Annotated in this window: 16 protein-coding genes; 8 read left to right on the forward strand and 8 right to left on the reverse strand. The window is 50.7% G+C overall.

The window, feature by feature from the left end:
* Window positions 1-44: 44 nt before the first annotated feature.
* From ONB24_03515 to ONB24_03540, 6 genes are read right to left on the reverse strand one after another with little or no spacing between them, the layout of a single operon-like run.
* The gene (locus ONB24_03515) at window positions 45-674 is read right to left on the reverse strand and encodes a LysE family translocator (protein ID MDZ7315170.1); all 630 of its coding nucleotides are present in this window, start codon (window positions 672-674) and stop codon (window positions 45-47) included.
* Window positions 671-1,795 (reverse strand): acylneuraminate cytidylyltransferase, encoded by a 1,125-nt coding sequence (locus tag ONB24_03520; protein ID MDZ7315171.1) that lies wholly within the window; start codon window positions 1,793-1,795, stop codon window positions 671-673. The genes ONB24_03515 and ONB24_03520 overlap by 4 nt, the downstream gene beginning before the upstream one ends.
* Entirely contained in the window at window positions 1,792-2,871 is a 1,080-nt protein-coding gene (locus ONB24_03525) for an iron-containing alcohol dehydrogenase family protein (GenBank protein MDZ7315172.1), read from the reverse strand. Before ONB24_03525 ends, ONB24_03520 begins: the two co-directional genes overlap by 4 nt.
* Entirely contained in the window at window positions 2,871-4,058 is a 1,188-nt protein-coding gene (locus ONB24_03530; GenBank protein MDZ7315173.1) for a DegT/DnrJ/EryC1/StrS family aminotransferase, read from the reverse strand. The genes ONB24_03525 and ONB24_03530 overlap by 1 nt, the downstream gene beginning before the upstream one ends.
* A 13-nt stretch (window positions 4,059-4,071) precedes the next feature.
* Window positions 4,072-5,025, reverse strand: a complete 954-nt coding sequence (locus ONB24_03535) for a hypothetical protein (GenBank protein MDZ7315174.1) — start codon at window positions 5,023-5,025, stop codon at window positions 4,072-4,074.
* 18 nt (window positions 5,026-5,043) lie between these two features.
* Window positions 5,044-6,036 carry an N-acetylneuraminate synthase family protein gene (locus ONB24_03540; protein MDZ7315175.1) on the reverse strand — a complete coding sequence of 331 codons (993 nt, stop codon included), beginning with the start codon at window positions 6,034-6,036 and terminating at the stop codon, window positions 5,044-5,046.
* Window positions 6,037-6,308: 272 nt separating this feature from the next.
* On the opposite strand from ONB24_03540, the gene ONB24_03545 reads away from it, so the two are divergent.
* The 7 genes from ONB24_03545 to mnmA all read left to right on the forward strand — a co-directional run bounded on the left by ONB24_03545 (window position 6,309) and on the right by mnmA (window position 16,892).
* Entirely contained in the window at window positions 6,309-7,871 is a 1,563-nt protein-coding gene (locus ONB24_03545; protein MDZ7315176.1) for a M28 family peptidase, read from the forward strand.
* A 13-nt stretch (window positions 7,872-7,884) separates the two neighbouring features.
* Complete coding sequence (locus ONB24_03550) at window positions 7,885-8,706, forward strand: phosphate ABC transporter substrate-binding protein (GenBank protein ID MDZ7315177.1); 822 nt, start codon at window positions 7,885-7,887, stop codon at window positions 8,704-8,706.
* Window positions 8,707-8,843: 137 nt separating this feature from the next.
* Window positions 8,844-11,615 carry a TonB-dependent receptor gene (locus ONB24_03555; GenBank protein ID MDZ7315178.1) on the forward strand — a complete coding sequence of 924 codons (2,772 nt, stop codon included), beginning with the start codon at window positions 8,844-8,846 and terminating at the stop codon, window positions 11,613-11,615.
* 159 nt (window positions 11,616-11,774) lie between these two features.
* Window positions 11,775-13,370, forward strand: coding sequence for a T9SS type A sorting domain-containing protein (locus ONB24_03560; GenBank protein ID MDZ7315179.1), 1,596 nt, complete (start codon window positions 11,775-11,777; stop codon window positions 13,368-13,370).
* Between the two features lie 242 nt (window positions 13,371-13,612).
* Window positions 13,613-14,296, forward strand: coding sequence for a response regulator transcription factor (locus tag ONB24_03565; GenBank protein MDZ7315180.1), 684 nt, complete (start codon window positions 13,613-13,615; stop codon window positions 14,294-14,296).
* 9 nt (window positions 14,297-14,305) lie between these two features.
* Window positions 14,306-15,769, forward strand: coding sequence for an ATP-binding protein (locus tag ONB24_03570; protein ID MDZ7315181.1), 1,464 nt, complete (start codon window positions 14,306-14,308; stop codon window positions 15,767-15,769).
* Window positions 15,759-16,892: a tRNA 2-thiouridine(34) synthase MnmA gene (mnmA, locus tag ONB24_03575; GenBank protein ID MDZ7315182.1), complete on the forward strand. Its 1,134-nt coding sequence runs from the start codon at window positions 15,759-15,761 to the stop codon at window positions 16,890-16,892. The genes ONB24_03570 and mnmA overlap by 11 nt, the downstream gene beginning before the upstream one ends.
* On the opposite strand, the gene ONB24_03580 is transcribed toward mnmA, so the two are convergent.
* Entirely contained in the window at window positions 16,889-17,740 is an 852-nt protein-coding gene (locus ONB24_03580) for an aldo/keto reductase (GenBank protein MDZ7315183.1), read from the reverse strand. The two genes, mnmA and ONB24_03580, sit on opposite strands and share 4 nt — an antisense overlap.
* Window positions 17,741-17,931: 191 nt before the next feature.
* On the opposite strand from ONB24_03580, the gene ONB24_03585 reads away from it, so the two are divergent.
* The gene (locus ONB24_03585; GenBank protein ID MDZ7315184.1) at window positions 17,932-19,188 is read left to right on the forward strand and encodes an MgtC/SapB family protein; all 1,257 of its coding nucleotides are present in this window, start codon (window positions 17,932-17,934) and stop codon (window positions 19,186-19,188) included.
* Window positions 19,189-19,380: 192 nt separating this feature from the next.
* Here ONB24_03585 and ONB24_03590 read toward each other — a convergent pair whose 3' ends face one another.
* Window positions 19,381-21,441 carry a T9SS type A sorting domain-containing protein gene (locus ONB24_03590; protein MDZ7315185.1) on the reverse strand — a complete coding sequence of 687 codons (2,061 nt, stop codon included), beginning with the start codon at window positions 21,439-21,441 and terminating at the stop codon, window positions 19,381-19,383.
* Window positions 21,442-21,612 lie beyond the last annotated feature (171 nt).

Here is a 21,612-nt window from a genome sequence, read left to right on the forward strand (position 1 = left end):
AAATTATAACGAGCTGTTTTTATTGGGAAGAGTTTTCGAAAGAATCAACGCATCGCAAGGGCGCGAAAACAGAAAAAGACTCCGATGCCGAGGAGCGCCGCTCCCATAAACCGATTCAGAATTCCGAGTTTTTGCACGCCGATATTGGCCCGATAGCGGCCGATCAACCAGACCTTCAGCAAATCTAAAAAGACGGAAGTGCCAATGAGAGTGATAAAAAAAAGACAGTAATCTTTGGTCAGGTATCCATAAACGCTGATGCTCATGCCGGTGATGGTCAGCCAATAAAAGATCACGCTTGGATTTGTTACATTGACCATTACCCCTTTTAGGAAAAGCGGCAAGATCTCTTTTGCTTGATCTATCGAGCTCGAAGGCTGTTGGATTAAAGCTGAATTCGCTCTCTTGATTAAGAGCCGTAACCCCATGATAATAAGAATCAACCCTCCGATGATTCCCATGATCAATTTGCTATGGGAGTTCTGTAAAAATTGTGAAACCCCCATCCCCGAGATGCTCATGACCAGCAAATCCGAACCATGAATTCCAAATACGACCCAAGCCCCACCTTTAAAACCGCGGTTAAATGCCGCATCCATCTGCAGAATCAGGCCGGGGCCGACGGCGAAACTGAGACTTGCCGCTAAAACGAAAGCGCTGAAAAACGACGTCACAGATTCACCCTTTGGAGAATCAATTCGCACACTTCCCGAACGGCGCCCCGTCCGCCGGGCCTCTGCGTTACAAAGTGGGCAATTCGCTTGAGCTCCTCGGCTCCGTCTGCCACAGTGACGGCGATTCCGACTTTATTGAAAACGGAAAGATCATTGAGGTCATCGCCGATGTAGGCTGCCTGCTCCCATTCGATTCCCTCTGCCTTGAGGATTTTTTCGAGCTCCGAGGATTTATCCAAGCATCTTTGAACCAGATAATCAACCTGAAGTTTTTCGGCGCGATTTTTTACAAGCGCGGTGTTTTCCGATGTCAATATAGCAAGTTTTACCCCTTTTTCCTTAACCAAACGAAGGCCAAGGCCGTCGCGAGTATTAAATTTTTTGAGCTCATCGCCGCGCTCGGTGTAATACATTCCGGCATCGGTCAAAACGCCGTCGACGTCCAGCGCCAACAGCTTGACGCCTGCGATACGCTCATGGAAGTTGCTCGGCTGAAGGCCTTGGGCCAGACGCCGCCGAAGAAGCATTTCGACGATGTCAAAGTCGAGCTGGTCGTCGATTTCGTAGGTCAGTTCCTTCGGGTGCAGTCGGCGACAAATTTTTTCTCCAAACCACTTTCCTTGAGCGACAACGCTGCGGTCAAAAATATAGACATTGCCGTCATCATAGAAATATCCCGCGATTTCCTGCCGGCGCAGGTTCTGATGCGTGGCATATTCAATCGTTTTCACATAATAGCCGGTCGCGAGCGTGTCGTACCCGCCGGTTTGGAATTCGCGCACCGCCTCATCAATCGTATCGACATTTCGCAACGGCGAGGTGGGCTGAAGCAAAACGATTGTATCGGCATCGAGTTCGCGGCTATGGTGCTGCAAAACCTGCGCGGTTGTCGTCTCGTCCGAGGCCAGCTTGGGAGGCCTCAGCAGTACCTTGGCTCCGTAGCGTTTCGCCGTATCAGCGATTTCCAGGTCTTCCGTCGAGACGTAAAAGTCATCCAGCAGGGAGCTTTGTCTGGCGGCTTCGATCGTCCAATAAATGAGAGGGAAACCGGCGATCGGTTTGATGTTTTTTCGGGGAAGGCCTTTGCTGCCGCCGCGTGCCGGTATTATGCCGACGATCATTTCTTCTCCAGTAGAGTATGATAAAATTCAATGATTGCTTCCTTGGGTAACTTTTTTCGCCAATTGGAACCCAAGGCATTGTTCAAAGGCCGCTCCATCAACAGAACAATGTCGGCCATTTTGCCGAGCAGCTCGGCGTCGTAACTCAAGCCCTGCGGCATTTTCAATTCGATCTGCTGCTTGTCCAGCATTCGGCGGAATTCGTAGACATATGCGGGATAATACTTTTCCAGTTCGTTGAAGATGATGCAGTTGGCCTCGCCGTGACGAATATGGAAGGCCCAGCTGATGCCGTAAGAGAGCGCATGCACCAATCCCACTTCGGAATAGACGATGGAATAACCGCCCATAAGGGAAGCGACCATAAGGTCTGCATCGCTGCCGCCGGTCAGGAAAACAGACGCGCACATGTCCAGCGCCTTGGAGGCAAAAGCGGCGGCAAATTCGTTGATAAAGTTGCCGGAAAGGGATTCTACGCAATGGATGTAGCAATCCATGCCGGTATAAAAGCGCTGCAGTTTAGGAACGGTCTGCAAAAGCGTCGGATCCAGTATGACAAAATCGAACAAGGTAAAGTCGCTGTTGATGCCCTGCTTTTTCGTCGGACCGGTGAGGACGGCAGTACGCGACACCTCTGCTCCGGTTCCCGAAAGCGTCGGAATGCCGATCTTGTAGACCGCCGGGTTCTTGACCAGATCCCAGCCTTGATAATCTTCCGCCTGTCCGGGATTAGTCAACAACACGGCCAGGGCTTTGGCCGTGTCGAGCGTAGACCCTCCGCCGACGCCGACAACCACGGCCGGCAGTTTGTCCGAGTACGCGAGCGTTCTATCGCGCAGGCGATTGACTTCCGCCGTTGTGGGTTCCTGCGAAGTGTCCAGAAAAAAGACCAGATCCTCATCCGTCGGCGAGAGAGCGGAAAATAATGTTTCATCATCCTTGAAAAAATGATCGATGATAAAGACAACATAACCCTTTCGCCGCAGCGGATTTAGGACTTGCGGAGTCTGCCGGACTGCTCCTGCGGCAAAGATCAATTGGGGTACCGGTTTGAAAATACGAAATTGCGGCAACATCACGCTTTTCCTTTCAGTTCGTTAAGGGCGGCATCCACGGAAGCGATTAGATAATCGACCTCTTCATCCGTCATATCGCTTCCAAAAGGGAAGGAGATCATATTGTCGAAAAACTCGTCGGTTTGGGGGCAATCGGCAGAGACATAGCCGTGACGCTGAAAGAGCTCATATCGGTACAACGGATAATACTGCACGACACATTTGATTTTGTATTTGTTGTAGAGCAGACGGATCAGCTCGTCTCTTCCGGCCCCATTCGAAAGTTTGGAAACTCTTGCCGGAAGCAGGTGCAGGGCGGAGACGCATTCAGAAGGAATTTTTTGAAAAATCAATTCCGGGTGATGGGTTAAGCTTTTGACGATTCGATTCCGAATTTCCAACCGGCGCTTCAATTGCTTATCCAGACGTTTGAGCAGCAGATTTCCGGCAAAGGCTTGTATTTCCCCCAAAGCGTAATTATGAGGAATCGCTCCGGGAACCGCCTCGATGATGTTGGTCATCGCCGGAATCCAATAGTCGGTTTGATTTGCAAAGGGCCGTTGACCGATTTTGCGTAATCCCAAGATTTTTTCAGCATAATCGGAATTATCAGTAACAATCATGCCGCCTTCTCCCAGCGTCGTAATGTTCTTCTGGCTGTGGAAACTAAAGCAGCCGAAATCCCCGAAGGTACCGACGGCTTTTCCTTTATATTTTGCCCCCGGCGCCTGAGCGCAGTCTTCGACCACATAAAGGTTGTGCTGCTCGGCGACTTCCATCAGCGCATCCATTTGCACCGGCAGGCCGTACAAATGAACCGGCACTACAACGCGTGTCTTCGGCGTGATTTTACTGACGACATCATCTATATCCATCACAAAAGTTTCCGGATCAATGTCGGCAAAAACGAGTCGGCATCCTTTGCGCATAAAGCCCAAGGCGGTTGCCGTAAAAGTATGAGCCGGCAAAATAACTTCATCGCCGGGACCAATATCCAGAATCATAGCAGCCAAGTCGAGAGCGGCCGTCGCATTGCAGACTCCGAATGCATAGCGGCTGCCGATGTATTCGGCAAAGTTCCTTTCAAATTCCTGCAGATACGGCCCCATCGTCAGAGTTTTAGCGCGCGCGATCGCTTCGGCCAATTGGGCGATTTCTTCGGCTGTGAGGCGCGTCTGAATAGCCGGAAAATCCAACTTTAAAGACATTCTTTTACTCCCGTCATAATTTCGATTGCAGATGGTTCTTTACGATCTCAGCTATTTTTTCCGCCGACTTGCCGCCGTTTTGAATCGGCAGCAGGCGACGCAGCTCGTCAAGATTCAAATCGCAGTGAACCTCTTTGCCCAGCGCCAAAGCGGCGTAAACCACTGACGACTGCCTCGTGATAAAGACGTCGCAATTGGCGGTCATCGCCAGGGTATCGCATTCTGCCAAGATCTCGGCTCCCGGCGCCCACCGCCTAATTTCGGCAGCCGCTCTTTTGACGTTTTCCGCAGGATGAAGCTTGAAGACCAGCGGTCGGCCGTCGGCAATACGAACAGCTTTTTGAATAAAGCCCTTGCGGTCTTCAAATTCTCCGCACTCGCGCAGATTCGAGGTTACGGCCAGTACATAGCCGCGCATGGGAAACGTATTCTCCTTGTAAGCGGCAAAGTTGTCGAAATTGGGAATGCCGGTAACGTAAATTCGATTCGGATCGGCGCCTTTGCGGACGAAAAGCTCTTTGTAGCCCTCCGAGGCGACGAAAAACAGTGTGTAGGCATTCGAGAGACCGGTTGCCGAAGTGCCCGCCATCCATCGAGGTATTAGGCCCGCTTTATAAACTCGATATCTTTTTCGTTCCGGGTCCGTCATACCCTCCTGAATCAAAAAAATCGGTCGATTGCGGATATTGCGCTGAATAATGAGATCGGTGCAGGTAAAGACGGCATCATAAACATGCGCCTTTCCGGCTTCATCCATGGCACAGTTATTTTGCACCAAAAACCGGAGCGTCGCTTGTCGATGTTTCCCTCCCAGAATAGTGTTGTGAAATATGGTGCGCCACAGTCTTTCCGGTTCAATTCCTATGTAGAAAGGCGAAAAAAAGCACTCGTCTTGAGAAAAAAAGCGGGAAATTTGATAAAGCTGCGTCGTTTGATTCAGTGAACCGCAGATAAAAAGCAACTTCATGATAGAGAAAGGCACCTCTTACACGGCTTTGGAACACTGCCGGGAAATAAACTCGGGCAACGAATGAATGCCGGCGGGTTTGATTTTTTGATTATACCATGTCTGCAGGCTCTTTTTTCGTTGTGTCCGCGGCGGACGGAGCTTGGCTCTGACCGCAAGTTCGCTCTCATAGACCCGTTTAATTCCGTCGCCCATAAACAGGTTAAGGCGGCGAATTCCTTCGGTCAGTTGAGCCAACTCCTGCATGTCCAAAGAAGCGGCCTGATCAGTGCCCCACATGGACTTGTCAAGGGTGATGTGCCGCTCGATAAAGGCTGCTCCCAAAGCGACCGCCACAATACTGGGCAGCGCACCCTGCTCGTGGCCCGAATAGCCGATGACGGCTTCGGGATAACGTCGTTTGAGGGAATTGATCATCAATAAATTGACTTCGGAATCGGGACAAGGATAGGAGCTGGTCGTATGCGCCAGCAGGATATTTCGTTCATCGAGCAGGTCTACGGCCTCGTCGATTTCATCCAGAGTCGACATGCCTGTAGAAATCATGACCGGTTTGCCGATTTTTTTCATGACCGCGAGCAGCTCCGCGTTGGTCAACATAGCGGACGGCGCTTTATGGAGCGGCGGATTGAACTGTTCAATAAATTTAAGCGAAGGTACATCCCAACTAGACGCAAACCACAAAATGCCGATTTGCCGGCAGAAGCGGTCGATTTCTTCAAAGTCGTCGGCGTCAAGTTCTATTCGATGTCGATAGTCGATATAGGTTAGTTCTCCCCAAGGTGTCTGGCGCTTCACATACCATTGTTCCTTCGGCACGCAGAGTTCAGGAGTCCGCTTTTGAAATTTGACCGCATGACAACCGGCGGCAACGGCTCCTTCGATCATTTTTTTGGCAATTTCCAGCGAACCGTTGTGATTAATGCCGATCTCTGCCACAATAAAAGGGGGAAATGCTTCGCCGATCCATCGATCGGCGATTTTGATGCGAGGCAAACGCAAAACCGCCATGTCGACTCCTTTGCAGATTAATTTTCTCTAAAAACTACAAGCCTATTGTTAGCGGATTATTAGAGATATGTTAAAATTCCAGTTTCACCGGCCGACCGATTCCAAATTTGTTGTTTTTCACAAAACTGTTTTTAAGTTAATATCATGCATAACGGGCTGGTCTTAGAATGAAAATTGGTTGCGGTTTATTTATTTTTCTTCTTTTATTTTTTTGCTTGGAACAGCCTTTCTCGAGGGTTTCACTTGAAGGTAAGGAATGGTCGTTGCTTAATATGATCTCTGCCGATTCGCTTCGCCGGCATATCGAATTTCTCGGCAGCGATTCGTTGGAAGGGCGCGCCGTCGGTACGCGCGGTGAACGAAAAGCAGCCGACTATATTGCTGCCAGATTGCGCGCTTACGGCCTCAAACCCTTAGGAGACAACGGCACCTACTTCCAGACCATTCCGATGCACGGCAGCCGAGCGCTCAAAGAATCCGAACTGACACTCTTTTTCGGTGATGAAAAACATGAATTGCGCCTTGGTGAAGACTATTTGTTGCTCAAAACCGGCGCACAGACCTTTATCCCGCAGGCGGTGCCGTTGGTTTTTGTCGGATTCGGCATCATTGCGCCGGAATTTGATTATAATGACTATCAAAGCCTGGATGCCGAGGGGAAAATCGCCGTCATGCTCACCGGCGAACCTTATTCCGGCGATCCCTCCTATTTTGCCGGCGAGGACCCGACGATCTATTCGCTGCTGGAATCCAAGCAACGCACGGCCGTCAGTCGCGGCGCCATGGGGTGTCTGTTCATACCGGCGCCCATGGATGCGGATTTTCGTGACTGGGAAAAGAAAAGGCGCGAGTTTGCATTCGAAGAGGTTACGCTGGCCTATTGGCCGTCCGGCCATTTCAGCGCCGTGATCAATCCGGACTCGGCGGCAAAATTATTCCGCAAAGCCCCTTTTTCGCTTAACCAGGTTTATGAAATGTATCGACGCAGTACCGTACGCAGCTTTGCTATGCACGCTTCCCTATCCTTTCACGGCCGGTTTCTCGAACGCGATTTCATCGGCACCAACGTCCTCGGCCTAATCGAGGGCAAGGAGAAAGGCGTCAAAGCTTCTTTCCTCCTTATTTCCGCGCATTTCGATCATCTCGGCATCGGCCCGAGCGTTAATGGAGATTCAATTTACAACGGTGTACTCGACAACGCTGTAGGAGCTGCGGCGGCGTTGGAATTGGCGAGAGTCTTTGCAGCGTCGCGCCTTGACTGCAGCCCGTCGATGATCTTTCTTTTTACAACCGGCGAAGAAAAAGGTCTGATCGGCTCGCGTTTATACTGCGACCACCCGCCGGTGCCGCTGCACAAAACCCTCGCCAATCTCAACATCGACGGCTTGGCGACGTTGGATGACTTTAAAGATGTCGTCGGCGTCGGCGCCGAATTATCCACACTCGGCGATTACTTGAAAGAGACGGCTGATCGTCTCAATCTACGAGTATCCCCAGTCCCTTCGCCTTTCCTTGCCCACGAATCCTTTGCCAGATCGGACCAATTGTCTTTTGCACAAGCGGGGATTCCTGCCATCCTTATTTCGGAAGGATTGAACACTAAAAACCTCACCTTAGAACAAGCGCTTCAGTATCTGCTTTATTGGTATGAAAATATCTATCATTCACCGTTCGACGATTTGTCGCAGCCTATCCATTACGGTGCAGCCGTCAAACATGTTCAAGTCCTTGCAACGTTTTGCCTGTCGCTTTTGAACGCAAAAACAACGCCCCAGTGGCGGCCGGGAACGGGCTTTCTTGCCGAACGACTGCGCACGATTGCCGAAAAACGGTAGGCAAGAGGATGTTATGAAAAAATGGTGGACTTGCTTCTTGCTTCTTACGGCCTGCTTATGCGCTCCCCCTGTCCGAAAAAAGCCGACAATTATTCGCATTGTCGGCTCGGACACTCTTTTGCTCTTGACCGGCCGTTGGGCGGAAGAATACATGAAACAACATCCGGAAGTTTCCATTCATTTTGAAGGCGGCGGGACAAAAAAGGGAGTTGAGGCTTTAATCGATGGCCGCGCCGACATCTGCACTGCATCCAGACCGTTGAATCCCTCCGAAGTCCGACTCCTGGCTGAACGCTATAAGGTCATCGGCATGAGCCATCTCGTAGCAAAAGATGCATTGAGCATCTACCTTCATCCGGATAATCCGGTGCAGAATCTGACTCGAGCACAACTGAAGGATATTTTTACGGGCGTCATATCAAATTGGCGCCAAATCGGCGGCCTGGATGAGCCGATTCTGGTAATTGTTCGCTCCCCTAATTCCGGCACTTATCAATACTTTAAAGAGCACGTACTGAACGGCGAAAATTATGTTTCGACAGCCGTTGTCATGCCGACGACTCCGGCGGTAGCCAAGGCGGTTGCAGAGCATCGCGCCGCGATAGGTTACGGAGGCGCCGGCTTCGGCAGCAATGTACGGCACTGCAGCGTCGACGGAGTAGAGCCGACAGCTGAAAACGTCCGCAACGATTCCTACCCGCTTGTGCGTTACCTTTATTTTGTTACGGCCAATACCCCGAGAGGCGCCGTCAAGGCATTTATCGATTGGGTGCTCAGAGACGGGCAAAAAATCGTTGGGGAACTCGGCTATTTCCCTCTCTGGGGCGAACCCTAGCAGATAGCGCAAGGGGACTTTTGCAGTTCCTCTTAATTATTTCTTAACGTTGCGCTGATAATGCTTTAACCGGTACAGTGTAAATTTTGCCGCTCAATTTGCAGAAACCTGTAGTAACCAAAGAAAGGCGGCAAAATATGTTACATCAGCTTTTGCGAAAGCGTAAGCTTGTACTGCTCTTGGGGTGGGTAATCACGTTACCCCTTTTCTCTCAGACAACCGGAAAAATCGTCGGCAAAGTTGTGGATGCCGAGACCAATGAAGCCATGCCGGGCGTAAACATTGTTGTCGTCGGCACAACCAGCGGAGCGGCCACCGACCTCGACGGCAACTATGTCATCCCCAACCTCGCACCGGGCGAGTACAGCTTGAAATTTTCATTCATCTCCTACAAAACGGTTACGATTCAAGGCATTCAGGTGCGGCCGGGGAAAGAATCCAAGATTGATGTAGCCCTTCAGCCGTCGGTCATCGAAATGTCGGAAGTGGTCGTTTCGGCAGAGGCGTTGAGAACAAGCGAATTCTCCGTCCTGAACATGCAGAAAAACGCCAACATGATTCTCGACGGCATGAGCGCTGAACTGATCACCAAAAACAACAGCTCCGACGGTACCGACGTTTTAAAACGGATGGCAGGCATTACCATTTCAGAAGGCAAATACGCTTTCATTCGCGGCGTCAGCGACCGCTACAACACGACCATGCTCAACGGAGCCTCTCTGCCGAGCACGGATCCGGAGAAACGCAGTTTTGCCTTTGACTTGTTTCCGGCTAATCTGCTCGAAAATATGACGGCGGCCAAAAGCGCTACGCCGGACAAACCGGGTGATTTTTCCGGCGGCCTGATTGAAATGAATACAGTCGATTTCCCCTCATCAAAAATCTTTACGCTCAGCTTGTCGACAAGTTACGACCCGCAAACAACTTTTAGGGATTTCGTCACTTATCAAGGCGGCAAAACCGACTTTTTAGGCCTCGATGACGGTACGCGCGCCATGCCCTCACTTATCAATAAAACCAAAGTCGGCCGCGGCACCTATAACTCCGACGAATTGCGCGAAATCGGCTTGGCATTTAAAAATAATTGGCAGACCCACACAGTCCAGGCCCCGCTGCGCGGCAGCATGAAGCTGAGCTACGGGAATTCGCACACCTTCGGTTCGAACGTTTTCGGCTACATTGCCGGATTGAACTATTCCAATCAGGATGCGATAACGGATCTCCAAAAAGCAAACTATACGTACGACGGGCCTCGTTACGAATTCGTCGGTACCGACTATGCCAACTCGGTAAACCTGAGCGGCATGGCGAACTTTAGCCTTCGTTTGGGTCAGAATCACAAGCTCAGCTCGAAGAATATCTACAACTTGAACAGCGATAATGAGACGACCGTTTACGAAGGTCCTTCGTATTATTTCCCCGATTACCGCCGCACTTACTCGCTGACGTTCGTATCGCGTTCGCTTTACTCCTCCCAGCTGAAAGGGAGCCATCGGTTTTCACTTTTCAATGGGCTGACTTGGGACTGGAATGCAAGTTACGGCAAATCGGAACGGGATGAGCCGGATACCCGCCGCTATGTTTACAACCGAGATCTTTATGACCCGGAAGAGGAATTCCGGTTCCTGCTTGATCAATCGCTTTCAACTCGCTTTTTCAGCAGGTTGGACGATATCGACCGCGGGTTCGATACGAACTTTTTAATCAAGTTATGGCGGAATCCCAATCTTCCGGACATCAAATTCGGATTTTTGTATAACGATAAAGAAAGAGATTTCGAAGCCAGAACCTTCGGCTTTTGGAACGTCCCCGGCGGAGATTTCCGCAAAGAAGATGCTCTGATGAGAGCACCGATTGAGGAAATTTTTCAGCCGGAAAATTTCGGTAACCGCTTTATCGAAATCATCGAAATTACCAAGCCTGCCGACAGTTATCGTTCAAAGCAGTTCATCAACGCGGGCTATTTGATGACCACCTTTAAGATTTACAGCAGATTAAAGGTGATCACCGGCGTTCGATATGAAATGTCCCGGCAATACATGGATTCTTATACCATCACCAATGAGCCGGTGCGCGTCCGCTCTCTTTATCGCGACTGGCTGCCGAGCGTCAATCTCAGCTATGCTTTGACTCAAAAGAGCAATCTGCGGGCGGCGTTTGCCAAAACTCTGGCTCGCCCGGAATTTCGCGAGATTGCGCCGTTCAGCTACTTTGATTTCTTAAACTATGAGCTGGTTGAGGGCAATCCCCATCTCAAACGGACTTTGGTGAACAATTTCGATCTTCGTTATGAATTCTATCCCTCCAATGTCGAGTTGATGGCGATCAGCGGATTCTATAAAGAATTTGATGATCCTATCGAGCAAATCTTGCTGGCCGCGTCGGCCTTTCAGCCCATCCGTTCGTACGAAAATGCCGATCGCGCCTTAACATACGGCGTCGAGTTCGAGCTGAAAAAGGGATTTGCCTTTATCGATCCGCGTCTGGCGCCTCTCTCCTTTGCAGGCAACCTCAGCCTCATTCATTCCGAGATCGATCTTGCCGGTGATAAAGCCTTTCAAGCGGACAAACGACCGCTGCAGGGCCAGGCTGACTTTATTGCCAACGCCGGTTTATACTATGAAGCAACAGACGGCAAATTTACGGCATCGGCCGTCTATAACAAAGTCGGCAAACGCATTCACAGCGTCGGGTTTGCCAATTTGGGCGACGTAATCGAAATGCCGAGAGACCAAATTGACCTTACTCTTACCACCAAAATCTTTGACGGCATCAAATTCAAGGCTGCTGTTAAAGATCTTTTGAATAAGGATCATCGTTTCATTCAACGTTCGCCTTTTGGCGACAAGCCTGCGGAAATTTCCCGTAAAGGTCGTGTATTCTCTGTGGGACTCTCTTATCAGTTCTAGTGATTCTCGGAAAACCCCCTGTCAGAAAGCATTGCGTTTTTATGATTCTTTAACCTAGACTTCATATCCGGTTATTATAAGACAACGACATTATCCGCGCAAGAGATCGACCATAAAAAGGCTCTTGCGCGGTATTCATTAATACTAGAAGGAGGTTCAATGCGTTATTTTTCCAGAATGATTTTAATTGTTCTGCTGACAGGAGGTTTGCTCTACCCGGCTCAAGCCGTTTTAGAGGGCAACATTACTGCTAACCGTACCCTTTCTGCGGATTCTACCTATCTTTTGCGCGGCTTTGTGCGGGTTATGGAAGGTGCAACTCTGACGATCCCGCCGGGCACTATTATTTATGGTGAATTCAATACGCAAGGTTCTCTCATTGTCAAGCCGGGCGGCAAGATCATCGCCCAGGGCTCGGTCAATAAACCGATCATCTTTACCAGCGAATTCGCCAGACCAGGTTCCCCCCAACCCCCGCAGCGCGGCGACTGGGGCGGCGTCATCATCCTCGGTAAAGCCCCCATCAACGTCCCGGGCGGCTCCGCCGCCATCGAAGGCCCAGGCGACACCTACGGCGGCAACGACCCCGACGACAACAGCGGCGTCCTCTCCTACATCCGCATCGAATACGCCGGCATCGCTTTCTCCCCCAATAACGAAATCAACGGCCTCACCTTCGGCGGCGTCGGCAGAGGCACCAAGGTCGATCACATCCAGGTCTCCTACGCCAACGACGACGCCTTCGAATTCTTCGGCGGCACCGTCAACTGCAAATACCTCATCTCCTACTCCACCCTCGACGACGATTTCGACACCGACTTCGGTTACTCCGGCAAACTCCAGTTCCTCCTCGCCGTCCGCGACCCCGAAGTCGCCGACGTCTCCGGCTCCAACGGCTTCGAGTCCGACAACGACGGCGCCGGTTCCACCAACGAACCCAGAACCGCTCCCACTTACTGGAACGTCACCCTCATCGGACCCCTGGCCACGCCGACAACGCCCATCAACTCCAACTACAAGCGCGCCATGCACCTCCGCCGCTCCTCCCAAAACAAAATCCATAACGCCCTCATCATGGGCTGGCCCGTCGGCATCCTCATCGACGGCCCCAACACCGTCGCCGACGCCAAAGCCGGCGTCACCTACGTCAAAAACTCCATCATCGCCGGAACCACCAGCAACTTTAAATCCACAGACACCGAATTCGAAAATGCCATGGCGGCCTGGTTTATTAATCACGGCGGCAAGACATTCGCAACCAATAATGATGTCAAGTTGGTCGATCCTTTCAATCTTCTAAACCCCAATCCGATGCCGAATCAAGGTTCGCCCATCGTCCTCGGCGCCGGCACACCGCCGAACGACGGCTTTTTCGATCCGACCGCCAATTTTATCGGCGCCTTCGGTCGCGAAGACTGGACCGCCGGTTGGAGCACTTTTAACATTCAAGTTCCCACGGCTGTTGAAGAAAAGAGCACGGCCGAAAATCCGAAGGATTATAACCTCTATGCCAACTATCCGAACCCCTTCAATCCTTCTACGGTCATCGAGTTTGCCCTGCCCAAGGCCGACTTTGTAAAACTGACTGTTTACGACATGTTGGGCAGGCAGATCGCCACGCTGGCGGAAGGCCGAATGGAAGCCGGTATTCATACTGTTTCCTGGGAAGCATCGAATTTGCCGAGCGGCATTTATTACTACTCTCTGCAGACCAGTGAAAAAACTCTGGTGCGCAAAATGACGCTTCTCCGTTAAATCAACCGACCGTAAGGCCGATTATTTCCTTCTACCTCGCAGCCCCAGCCCTGCCGTCAAGACAATGGTTTCTGCAAAAGCCGCCTTCGGCGGCAGGGCTTTTTTAGACATTATCCTGCAGACTTTTCACGCTATGCATTTTATTCGGCTTTTCCATAGTTCCTTTTATCCTCGAGAAATTATTTTTCTTCAAATTTAGTTATGGATGTCGTATTTTACACACAAGACGAGGGAATTGACCTATGCAAAAAACTATTCTCATTGTCGATGACGAAAAAGACATAGTCGACCTTTTGGCCTATAATCTCCAGGCTGAGGGATATGCGGTGTCTACAGCCTTTGACGGTGAAGAGGCTGTGAAGAAAGCCGAAAGCGAAAAGCCGGATTTAATTCTGCTGGATATTATGCTGCCGAAAAAGGACGGTCGACAAGTGCTGCGGGAACTGCGGGAAAAACCCTCCACCAGCACCATCCCTGTAATTTTTTTGACCGCCAAAGACAGTGAAATCGACGAAGTGATCGGGCTGGAACTCGGCGCCGACGATTATGTCGTCAAACCGATCGCCATCCGCAAGTTGTTGGCGCGCATTAAAAAGGCGTTCCGCAAACCGGCATCGGAAGAACCGCAGAATGTTTTGCAGTTCGGTGATTTGATCATCGATCCGGCAAAATATTTAGTAACCGCGGGAGGACGCGAGATTACTTTGACTAAAAAAGAATTCGAGATTCTTCTTTATCTTGCTCAGCGACCGAAACGGGTGGTCAGCCGGCGTATTCTGCTGGAGGATCTCTGGGAAGATAATGTCGTTGTCATCGATCGGACCATCGATGTGCACATTCGAAAAATTCGTGAAAAATTGGGCGAACCCTACCTTAATCATATCGAAACCATCAAAGGAGTTGGTTATCGCTTTCGGGCTGACTGACGCCTGCCTATGCACTTGTCGCTTAGACAGAAAATCATTTTCTTGGTTTTAGCGCTTTTATTCTTTGTCACAACTGCCGGCGCTCTCTTTTCCACTTTTGAAATACAGCGCTATTATCGCCGCTTGGTTTATCGGCAGCTTGCGGTCAAATTGAACGAGATTGAGTATTTGATGGAGTCTTTTCCTCCTAATTTGACCGAAGCGGAACGAGATTCTCTGCTCCTAAAATTATCATCGATTTCCGGCCAACGCTTGACTCTCATAGATTCTATCGGTATAGTCCGCTTTGATTCGGCTGTACCGCGCGATTCTCTCTTTCTTCTTGAAAATCACATTAATCGGCCTGAGATTCAGGCTGCCGCACGCGAGGGCTATGGTCACGACGAACGGCGCAGCGCCTCGGTGCATCGAACGATGTTCTACTCCGCAAAGGTGGTTGACAGTCGCTCTCTCTTCCCAATCCGATATATTCGTCTGGCAATGCCTGCAGAAAACGTGCACGCTGTGATGCGGGCTTTTCGCTGGAAAATCTTTGGCGGCAGCGGGGCGGCTTTTTGCCTGATTGCATTTATCAGCTATGTGGCTGCCGGCAGGATTACACTTCCCATTCGCCATCTTTCTCAAGTCGCCACGGCGGTCAAGGAAGGAAATCGTCAGGCGCGGTTTGCAAAAATTCATGACGACGAATTGGGGGCATTGGCCTCATTGCTTAATCAGATGCTCGACAAGCTTCAAGAAGATTTCGAAAAGATGAAACGGCTGGAGCGTGTCCGCTCGCAGTTTCTGGGAAACGTTTCGCACGAGCTGCGTACGCCGATCTTCTCCATTCAAGGCTACCTCGAAACGCTTCTTAACAATCCGGACATCGATCCCCGTAAGCGGCAGGAGTTTATTGCCAAGACCTATCATCAGGCCATGCGGCTGAATAGCCTGCTGACCGATTTGATCGACATTTCCCGTATCGAATCGGGTGAAATGAAGATGTCGTTCTCTCCTTTTGATGTTCATGAATGGCTGCAAAAAATCACCGCCGATTTTCAGGAAACGGCTGTGAAACATTCAATTAATCTGCAGTCCCTGTTGCCGGAAAACAAACGGGTATTGGTTCTCGGCGATCGCGAACGGCTGACGCAGGCCATGCAGAACCTCGTAACCAATGCGATCAAGTACAATTTTCCCGAAGGGTGGGTTCGAGTCGGCTTTATCGAGCATAAAAGCCGCGTCGAAATATTCGTAGAGGACAGCGGACGCGGCATTGCCGAAGAACACATTCCGCGCATATTCGAGCGATTTTACCGCGTCGATAAGGAGCGATCGCGTGATATGGGCGGCACCGGTTTGGGGTTGGCGATCGTCAAGCATATCGTCGAGGCGCACGGAAGCAAGGTATCCGTTGAAAGCGAGTTGGGTAAAGGCTCCCGCTTTTCCTTCCAATTAAAGAAACACGTCCCTAGCAGCGAGCATGAAAGCTGATATGGAAGGCAAAAAAGCTGCCGTTGCCATGAGCGGCGGCGTCGACAGCTCGGTTGCGGCCGCTTTGCTACTTGAACAAGGGTTCGATGTAATCGGCATTACCATGCTGCATTACGACTCGAAATGCCGTTGCGCCGAGCAGGCAGTCGAGGAAGCCTTCCGCGTCTGCCGCGCTCTTTCCATCGAACATCACGTTTTGGATCTGCGGAATGAGTTTAAACAGACAATTATTGAGTACTTTATCCGAGAATATCTGGCAGGCCGCACGCCGAACCCTTGCGTGCTTTGTAACCCGACGATCAAGTGGGGCAAATTGATGTCTTTTGCTTTTTCTCTCGGCGCCGATTATTTTGCCACCGGACATTATGTCAGCCTGAGTTTCGATACTGCAAGCGGGCGGTATCAGATTCGCCGATCGCAATATCGTGCTAAGGATCAAAGCTACGCACTTTGGCGTCTCTCGCAGGAGCAGCTCAGCCGCTCACTCTTTCCCTTAGGGGATTGGCAAAAGGACGATGTGCGCCGTAAAGCGGCGGAACTTGGACTGCCGGCTGCTGAAAAGGCGGAAAGTCAAGACATCTGCTTCATTCCGGACAACGATTATGTCGCATATCTGCGGGAAAGGTTGAGCGAACGCGGCCAACTACCGTCTCCCGGCGACGTGGTCGACGCACAAAACCGCTTTTTAGGCAGGCATCGCGGCTATCCGTTTTACACGATCGGACAGCGTAAAGGGTTGGGGATTGCCGTAGGAAGGCCGCAATATGTGGTCGAAATTGACGCCGCCCGTAACCGCGTTCGGGTCGGCAATAAAGAGGACCTTTTGGCCGACGGCTTGTCGGCTTGTGATGTCAATTGGGTGTCCATTGCGCCGCCTACCGGCGCGCTGCACGTGACGGCTCACATCCGATATAACGATCCCGGTTATCCTGCCGTATTGTATCCGCTGGGAGAGGATAGGGTTAAAATACGTTTCGACGAACCCCGCACGGCGGTTACTCCGGGTCAATCCGCCGTTTTCTATGCAGGGAATTTGCTTCTCGGCGGCGGAATTATCGAAAAGTCGATCGGACGCGGCGAATTTCATACAGATTTGCGCGAATCCGCCGCGTCGCAAGTTTAAGCACGAAAGACCGGCGGCACACCTTTGGCGAGCTGCCGAAGCCGTTCAATTTCGTCCTTTTTCAACGGTTTGGCAGCGGCGGCTATGCGGAAGGAACGATCCCATAATACCGGATCGCCCGGCGGAATGGCGGCTGTTACGCCCTGCATCATCGTCCAGTTGAACGCCAAACGAGCCGTTTCATCGTCCTCTTTGGGGATTGGATGATACCAAACTTTGCGATAAGCAAGACTTTCGCCTTCGATGCGAGCACGATGCGCCAGGCTTTTGAGCGCCAAAATGCCCATCTTTTTCCTGCGCGCGGTTTCGACAACGCGCGGACCAAAATTTCCTTCGAACCAATTCACGAAATTGATTGGAAAAAGGATCGTGTCGAAATCAAAACGCTCCATGGCGGCCAAAGCCGCTTTTTCCGAGTGCGCGGAAAAACCAAGAAATTTGACCTTGCCTTCCTGCTTGGCTTTAAGCAAAACCTCCATTGCTCCTTTCGGACCAAAGGCGATTTCAATATCTTCATCTGTCGTTAAATGATGAAGCTGATAAAGATCAAAATAATCGGTACGCAAGGTTCGAAGGGAATTTTCCAATTCCTTTTGCGCCTCGTCGGCGGTGCGCCGATTGGTTTTGCAGGCTAAAAAGCAGCGTTTGCGGTAAGGCTCCAGGGCAGGGCCCAATCGCTCTTCGGCATTCCCGTAGGTGGGAGCAACATCGAAATAGTTTATTCCGCGATCAAAAGCGCGCGCCACCATTTCGTTGGCGACATTCTGCTCTTCATCCATCACCAAAATGCCGCCGAAACCGAGGATGGAAAGCTTTTCTCCGGTTCGGCCGAGTTTGCGCCGCGGCATTTGATTAGGCGCACCGACTAAAAAGGAGGGCAGCACTGAGGCAGCCAAGGTTGTTTTAGCCGTAATCATTATAAATTCCCGCCTTTTCATTCATACCTCCAATTTTTTTCAATTCACGCAGTCTTGTGAACAAAAAGCGCTTGCAAATCTATTCCGAATATACTAAAGTGAAAAAATAAGAGGAAAACGGCGTGTCGATCAAAGACATTTTGGGCAAATTTGCGTTGGCAATGGCTGTAGGTATCCTTATCGGCCTTCAGCGTGAATTTGCAGCGGAGCAGGATAATAAAAAAATTATTGCCGGAATCCGCACGTTCGGACTTTTAGGGTTGTTGGGCGGCATGGCGGCAATGATTTCGCAGATTTTTTCTTCGCCGATGCCGCTTTTGGTGGTGTTTTCAGCAACGGGATTATTGATTATAGCCGGATCGATCCTTGAATCTTTACGCGGGCAGATCGGCTTGACGACTGAAGTCTCTGCTTTATTGACACTGCTTCTCGGGGCATTGATCTTTTTCGGTTACAGTGTCGCGGCGATTGCCGCCGCTGTCGGCGTAGCCGTTCTGCTCTCTCTAAAGCTGGAGTTGCAGACGTTTGTCCGTTCCCTCTCACGTGAGGATTTGTTGGCAGCGCTTAAATTTGCCGTCATTACCGCCGTGATTCTGCCCATCCTGCCCGACAAGTCTTTCGGGCCGCCGCCGTTCGATCTTTTTAATCCCTATTCCATCTGGCTACTGGTTGTCCTTATCTCCGGTCTAAGTTTTATCGGCTATATCCTTATTAAAATGATCGGTCGAAAAGGGATTGTTCTCTCCGGCGTATTGGGCGGATTTGTTTCCAGCACCGCCGTAACCCTGACGATGACGCAAAAAAGTCGTTCAGTACCTCAGGCAGGCGCTGCTTATGCTCAAGCCGTCTTTTTCTCCTGGGCCATTATGTTCCTGCGGGTAATTGTCGTTTCCACGATCGTCTACTTACCCCTGCTTGCGCGTTTAGGTCCGGCGCTTGCAGCTGCAGCCTTTGTCGCTTTAACTGCCGGCTTTTTCATCGGCAAAAAGCAAAAACTGCAGAGCAACGGTGAAGAGCCGATTTTGACGAACCCTTTGGAACTAATCCCGGCCCTCAAGTTTGCGGCCTTGTTTTCGCTCGTTCTGCTGCTCGCAAAAGCGGCGGAAATTTATTGGGGCGATAAAGGATTGTATGCGGCAAGCCTGCTCTCCGGCTTGGTGGATGTGGATGCGGTTACGCTTTCCGTTGCGCGCTTGGCGGGCGATAGTCAGGCAGCCTTAACGGCGGCTGTGCGTGCAATTTTGCTGGCTTGTTGTTCGAATACATTGTTGAAAACCGGTGTTGCCGTGATCGGAGGCTCCGCATCATTTCGTCGCGCCCTGCTGCCGGGCAGTTTGCTGACCTCAGCTCTTACCGCACTGCTCGCTTTTATCCTCTAAGCTGCTTTTTTACCCGCAAATTTGCTTGAATTCTCCGGATGTTGCGGAAATCATGCGACCCCATTTGTATTCGGAACGGCATAAAAAAAGCTCCTCGGAATGCATTTCAGTGGGAGCCTGACGGTCCGAGGAGCTTGAAGGACGGGAGAATAGGCGGGAGGGGGGTGACCTCTTCTCCCGTTGTCCTGCCGGCTATTTAATCAGCGTCATTTTCTTCATTTCTTTAAAAGATCCCGCATTCAGACTGTAGAAATAAATACCCGGGCTTAATTCCGAAGCGTCCAGCGTTATTTTGTGCGTGCCGGCCTTCAATTCACCGTCGACCAAAGTCATTACGCGCCTGCCGAGCAAATCGTACACCTGCAGCGTCGCATAACCGCTTTCCTTTAACTGAAAGACGATGGTGGTCGTCGGATTGAACGGATTGGGAAAATTTTGCATTAACGCATAGTCCAACGGCGCTGTAACTTCGAATTTGACCGTCTGCGAGTAGCTGAAGGTTCCGTCGGTATCCAGCTGGCGCAGACGGTAAAAGTATACGCCGACCTCGAGCGCCTCCGTATCGATGAACTGGTAGGTTTGCTGGCGCGTGGTGGTGCCGGCGCCTTTTACAAATCCTATCCTTTGCCAATTCTTTTCAGCGCCCATTGCTCGTTCGACTTCGAAACCCAGGTTGTTGGTTTCGCTGACGGTTTCCCAACGCAGGAGAACGGCGCGGCTGACGCTGTGCGGCGCAAATTGGACCGTAAAAGCAGCCAATTCGACCGGCGTGGTATCAAAAAAGTTACAGATGATCAGCATGTTGGTCGTGACGGTAACCGTTATCGGGTTTTCCGTGCTGTTTACGGCGCCGCTCCAGTTGTCGAAAGGATACTTGACGGCGTCATGCGATACCGCACGCAGCTTGATGATAGTGCCGTATTCGAAAGTGTATAATGAATCAGCGTTCTGATAGGTTGTTCCTTGATCCAGACTGATTTGAATAATTCCCATATAGTCCTGGGTACGCAGTTGCACGAGGTATTTCTTCTTTTCAAACACAGCTTCTAACCGCGTACTTTTGCGGATGATGAAAGAATAAATGCTGTCCGTGCTCACAATCGAAGGAATCAGACCTGTGTATTCCAGCCAATGTTTGAACTTGTAGCCGGGATTCGGAAGCGCCGTAACAGTGACAGTTTGGCCGTACGTGTAAACATGCATGACACCCGGCTCGGGAATGGTATTTCCGCCTTGAGCCGGTGTTATGGTGACCAAAAGAGAATCCTTTTCCAGCTTGAAAACGGCCGTCACCTGAACGTTTTTGGTCATTAAAACGCGCGTGCTGGCCTGATTGGGATTTTCGATCTGCACATCCGGCGGACTGACGACCCAATGGCTGAATTCATATCCCGTCCCTTCATTCGCCTTGGCGAATATGTCGGCATAAGTCAGCGCCGTATATTCGGTGGGGGTTGCCGGCGTCGTCGAACCCTGCGCCGGATCAACAACAGGCGTCAGCGTATATTTTTTCAGCTTGAAATTCGCCTCAACTTTGGTGTTCTTGATCATCGTGACAGTGACCTGAGGCGCCGTAATCGTCTGCGTGTCGTCGATCAGCCAGTGGCTGAATTCATAATGTTCGGCGAAAGCAGTCGAGTCGATGCGGATGGTCACTTGCTGCGCGTCGTTGATGCTGTACAAATAGTCATCCGCTTTGGGGATCGTATTGCCCTTGCCGGCCGGATTAATGCGAATAGACAGCTTGGCCATTCCGCTATGGATTTCCACCAGCGCGGTTCCTCTGCCGGTAAAAGTTACCGGTTCCGAAAGCTTTTCACCGGTTTCTGTATTGTAGTAAGCAACATTGCTGTCCGGAATAGCTACAACCGTATTGGTCGCACTGACTAAAAGATAGAATTTCATCGGATTTCCTTCGCGGAAACCCGGGTCGACAACCACGTTATTCTGCTTGAATTCCTTATAAGCCGTCAGAAAAAGAAATTCTCCCTTTTCATATTGGCTGTAATCCTTTTGTAGAATCGTCACGCCGACGCACAACTCACCGTCGAACACACCGACTTTATCTCCCGCTTTCGGCATCAGGCCGTAGTAATTAAAGCCTTTGAAAAAGATATTCATCGGATCGTAATTGCTCGGCGGCTTGACAAAGCTGGCAGGCGTCACTTCGGCGAATGCCGGTGCCTGCATCAGCAACAGCACTGCGGCCAAAATAACCGGCAGCTTCCCCATCCCTTTAAACTTGCTTTTCATGGCATATTCCTCTCGACTATTGGTTAAACTATGATGCTCAGCAATTGTTTTGCACCCGATTGATATCGATTGCAAAAGAATGGCTGTGCTATTTTTAGTTCTTGGCTCCCGTATAAAGTGTTCCTTCTCTGCAAATCGGGAGGAAGCCGAAGCTTCCTCCCGACAGCAGGG

The organism is candidate division KSB1 bacterium (assembly GCA_034505495.1).
Lineage (GTDB): Bacteria > Zhuqueibacterota > Zhuqueibacteria > Residuimicrobiales > Krinioviventaceae > Fontimicrobium_A.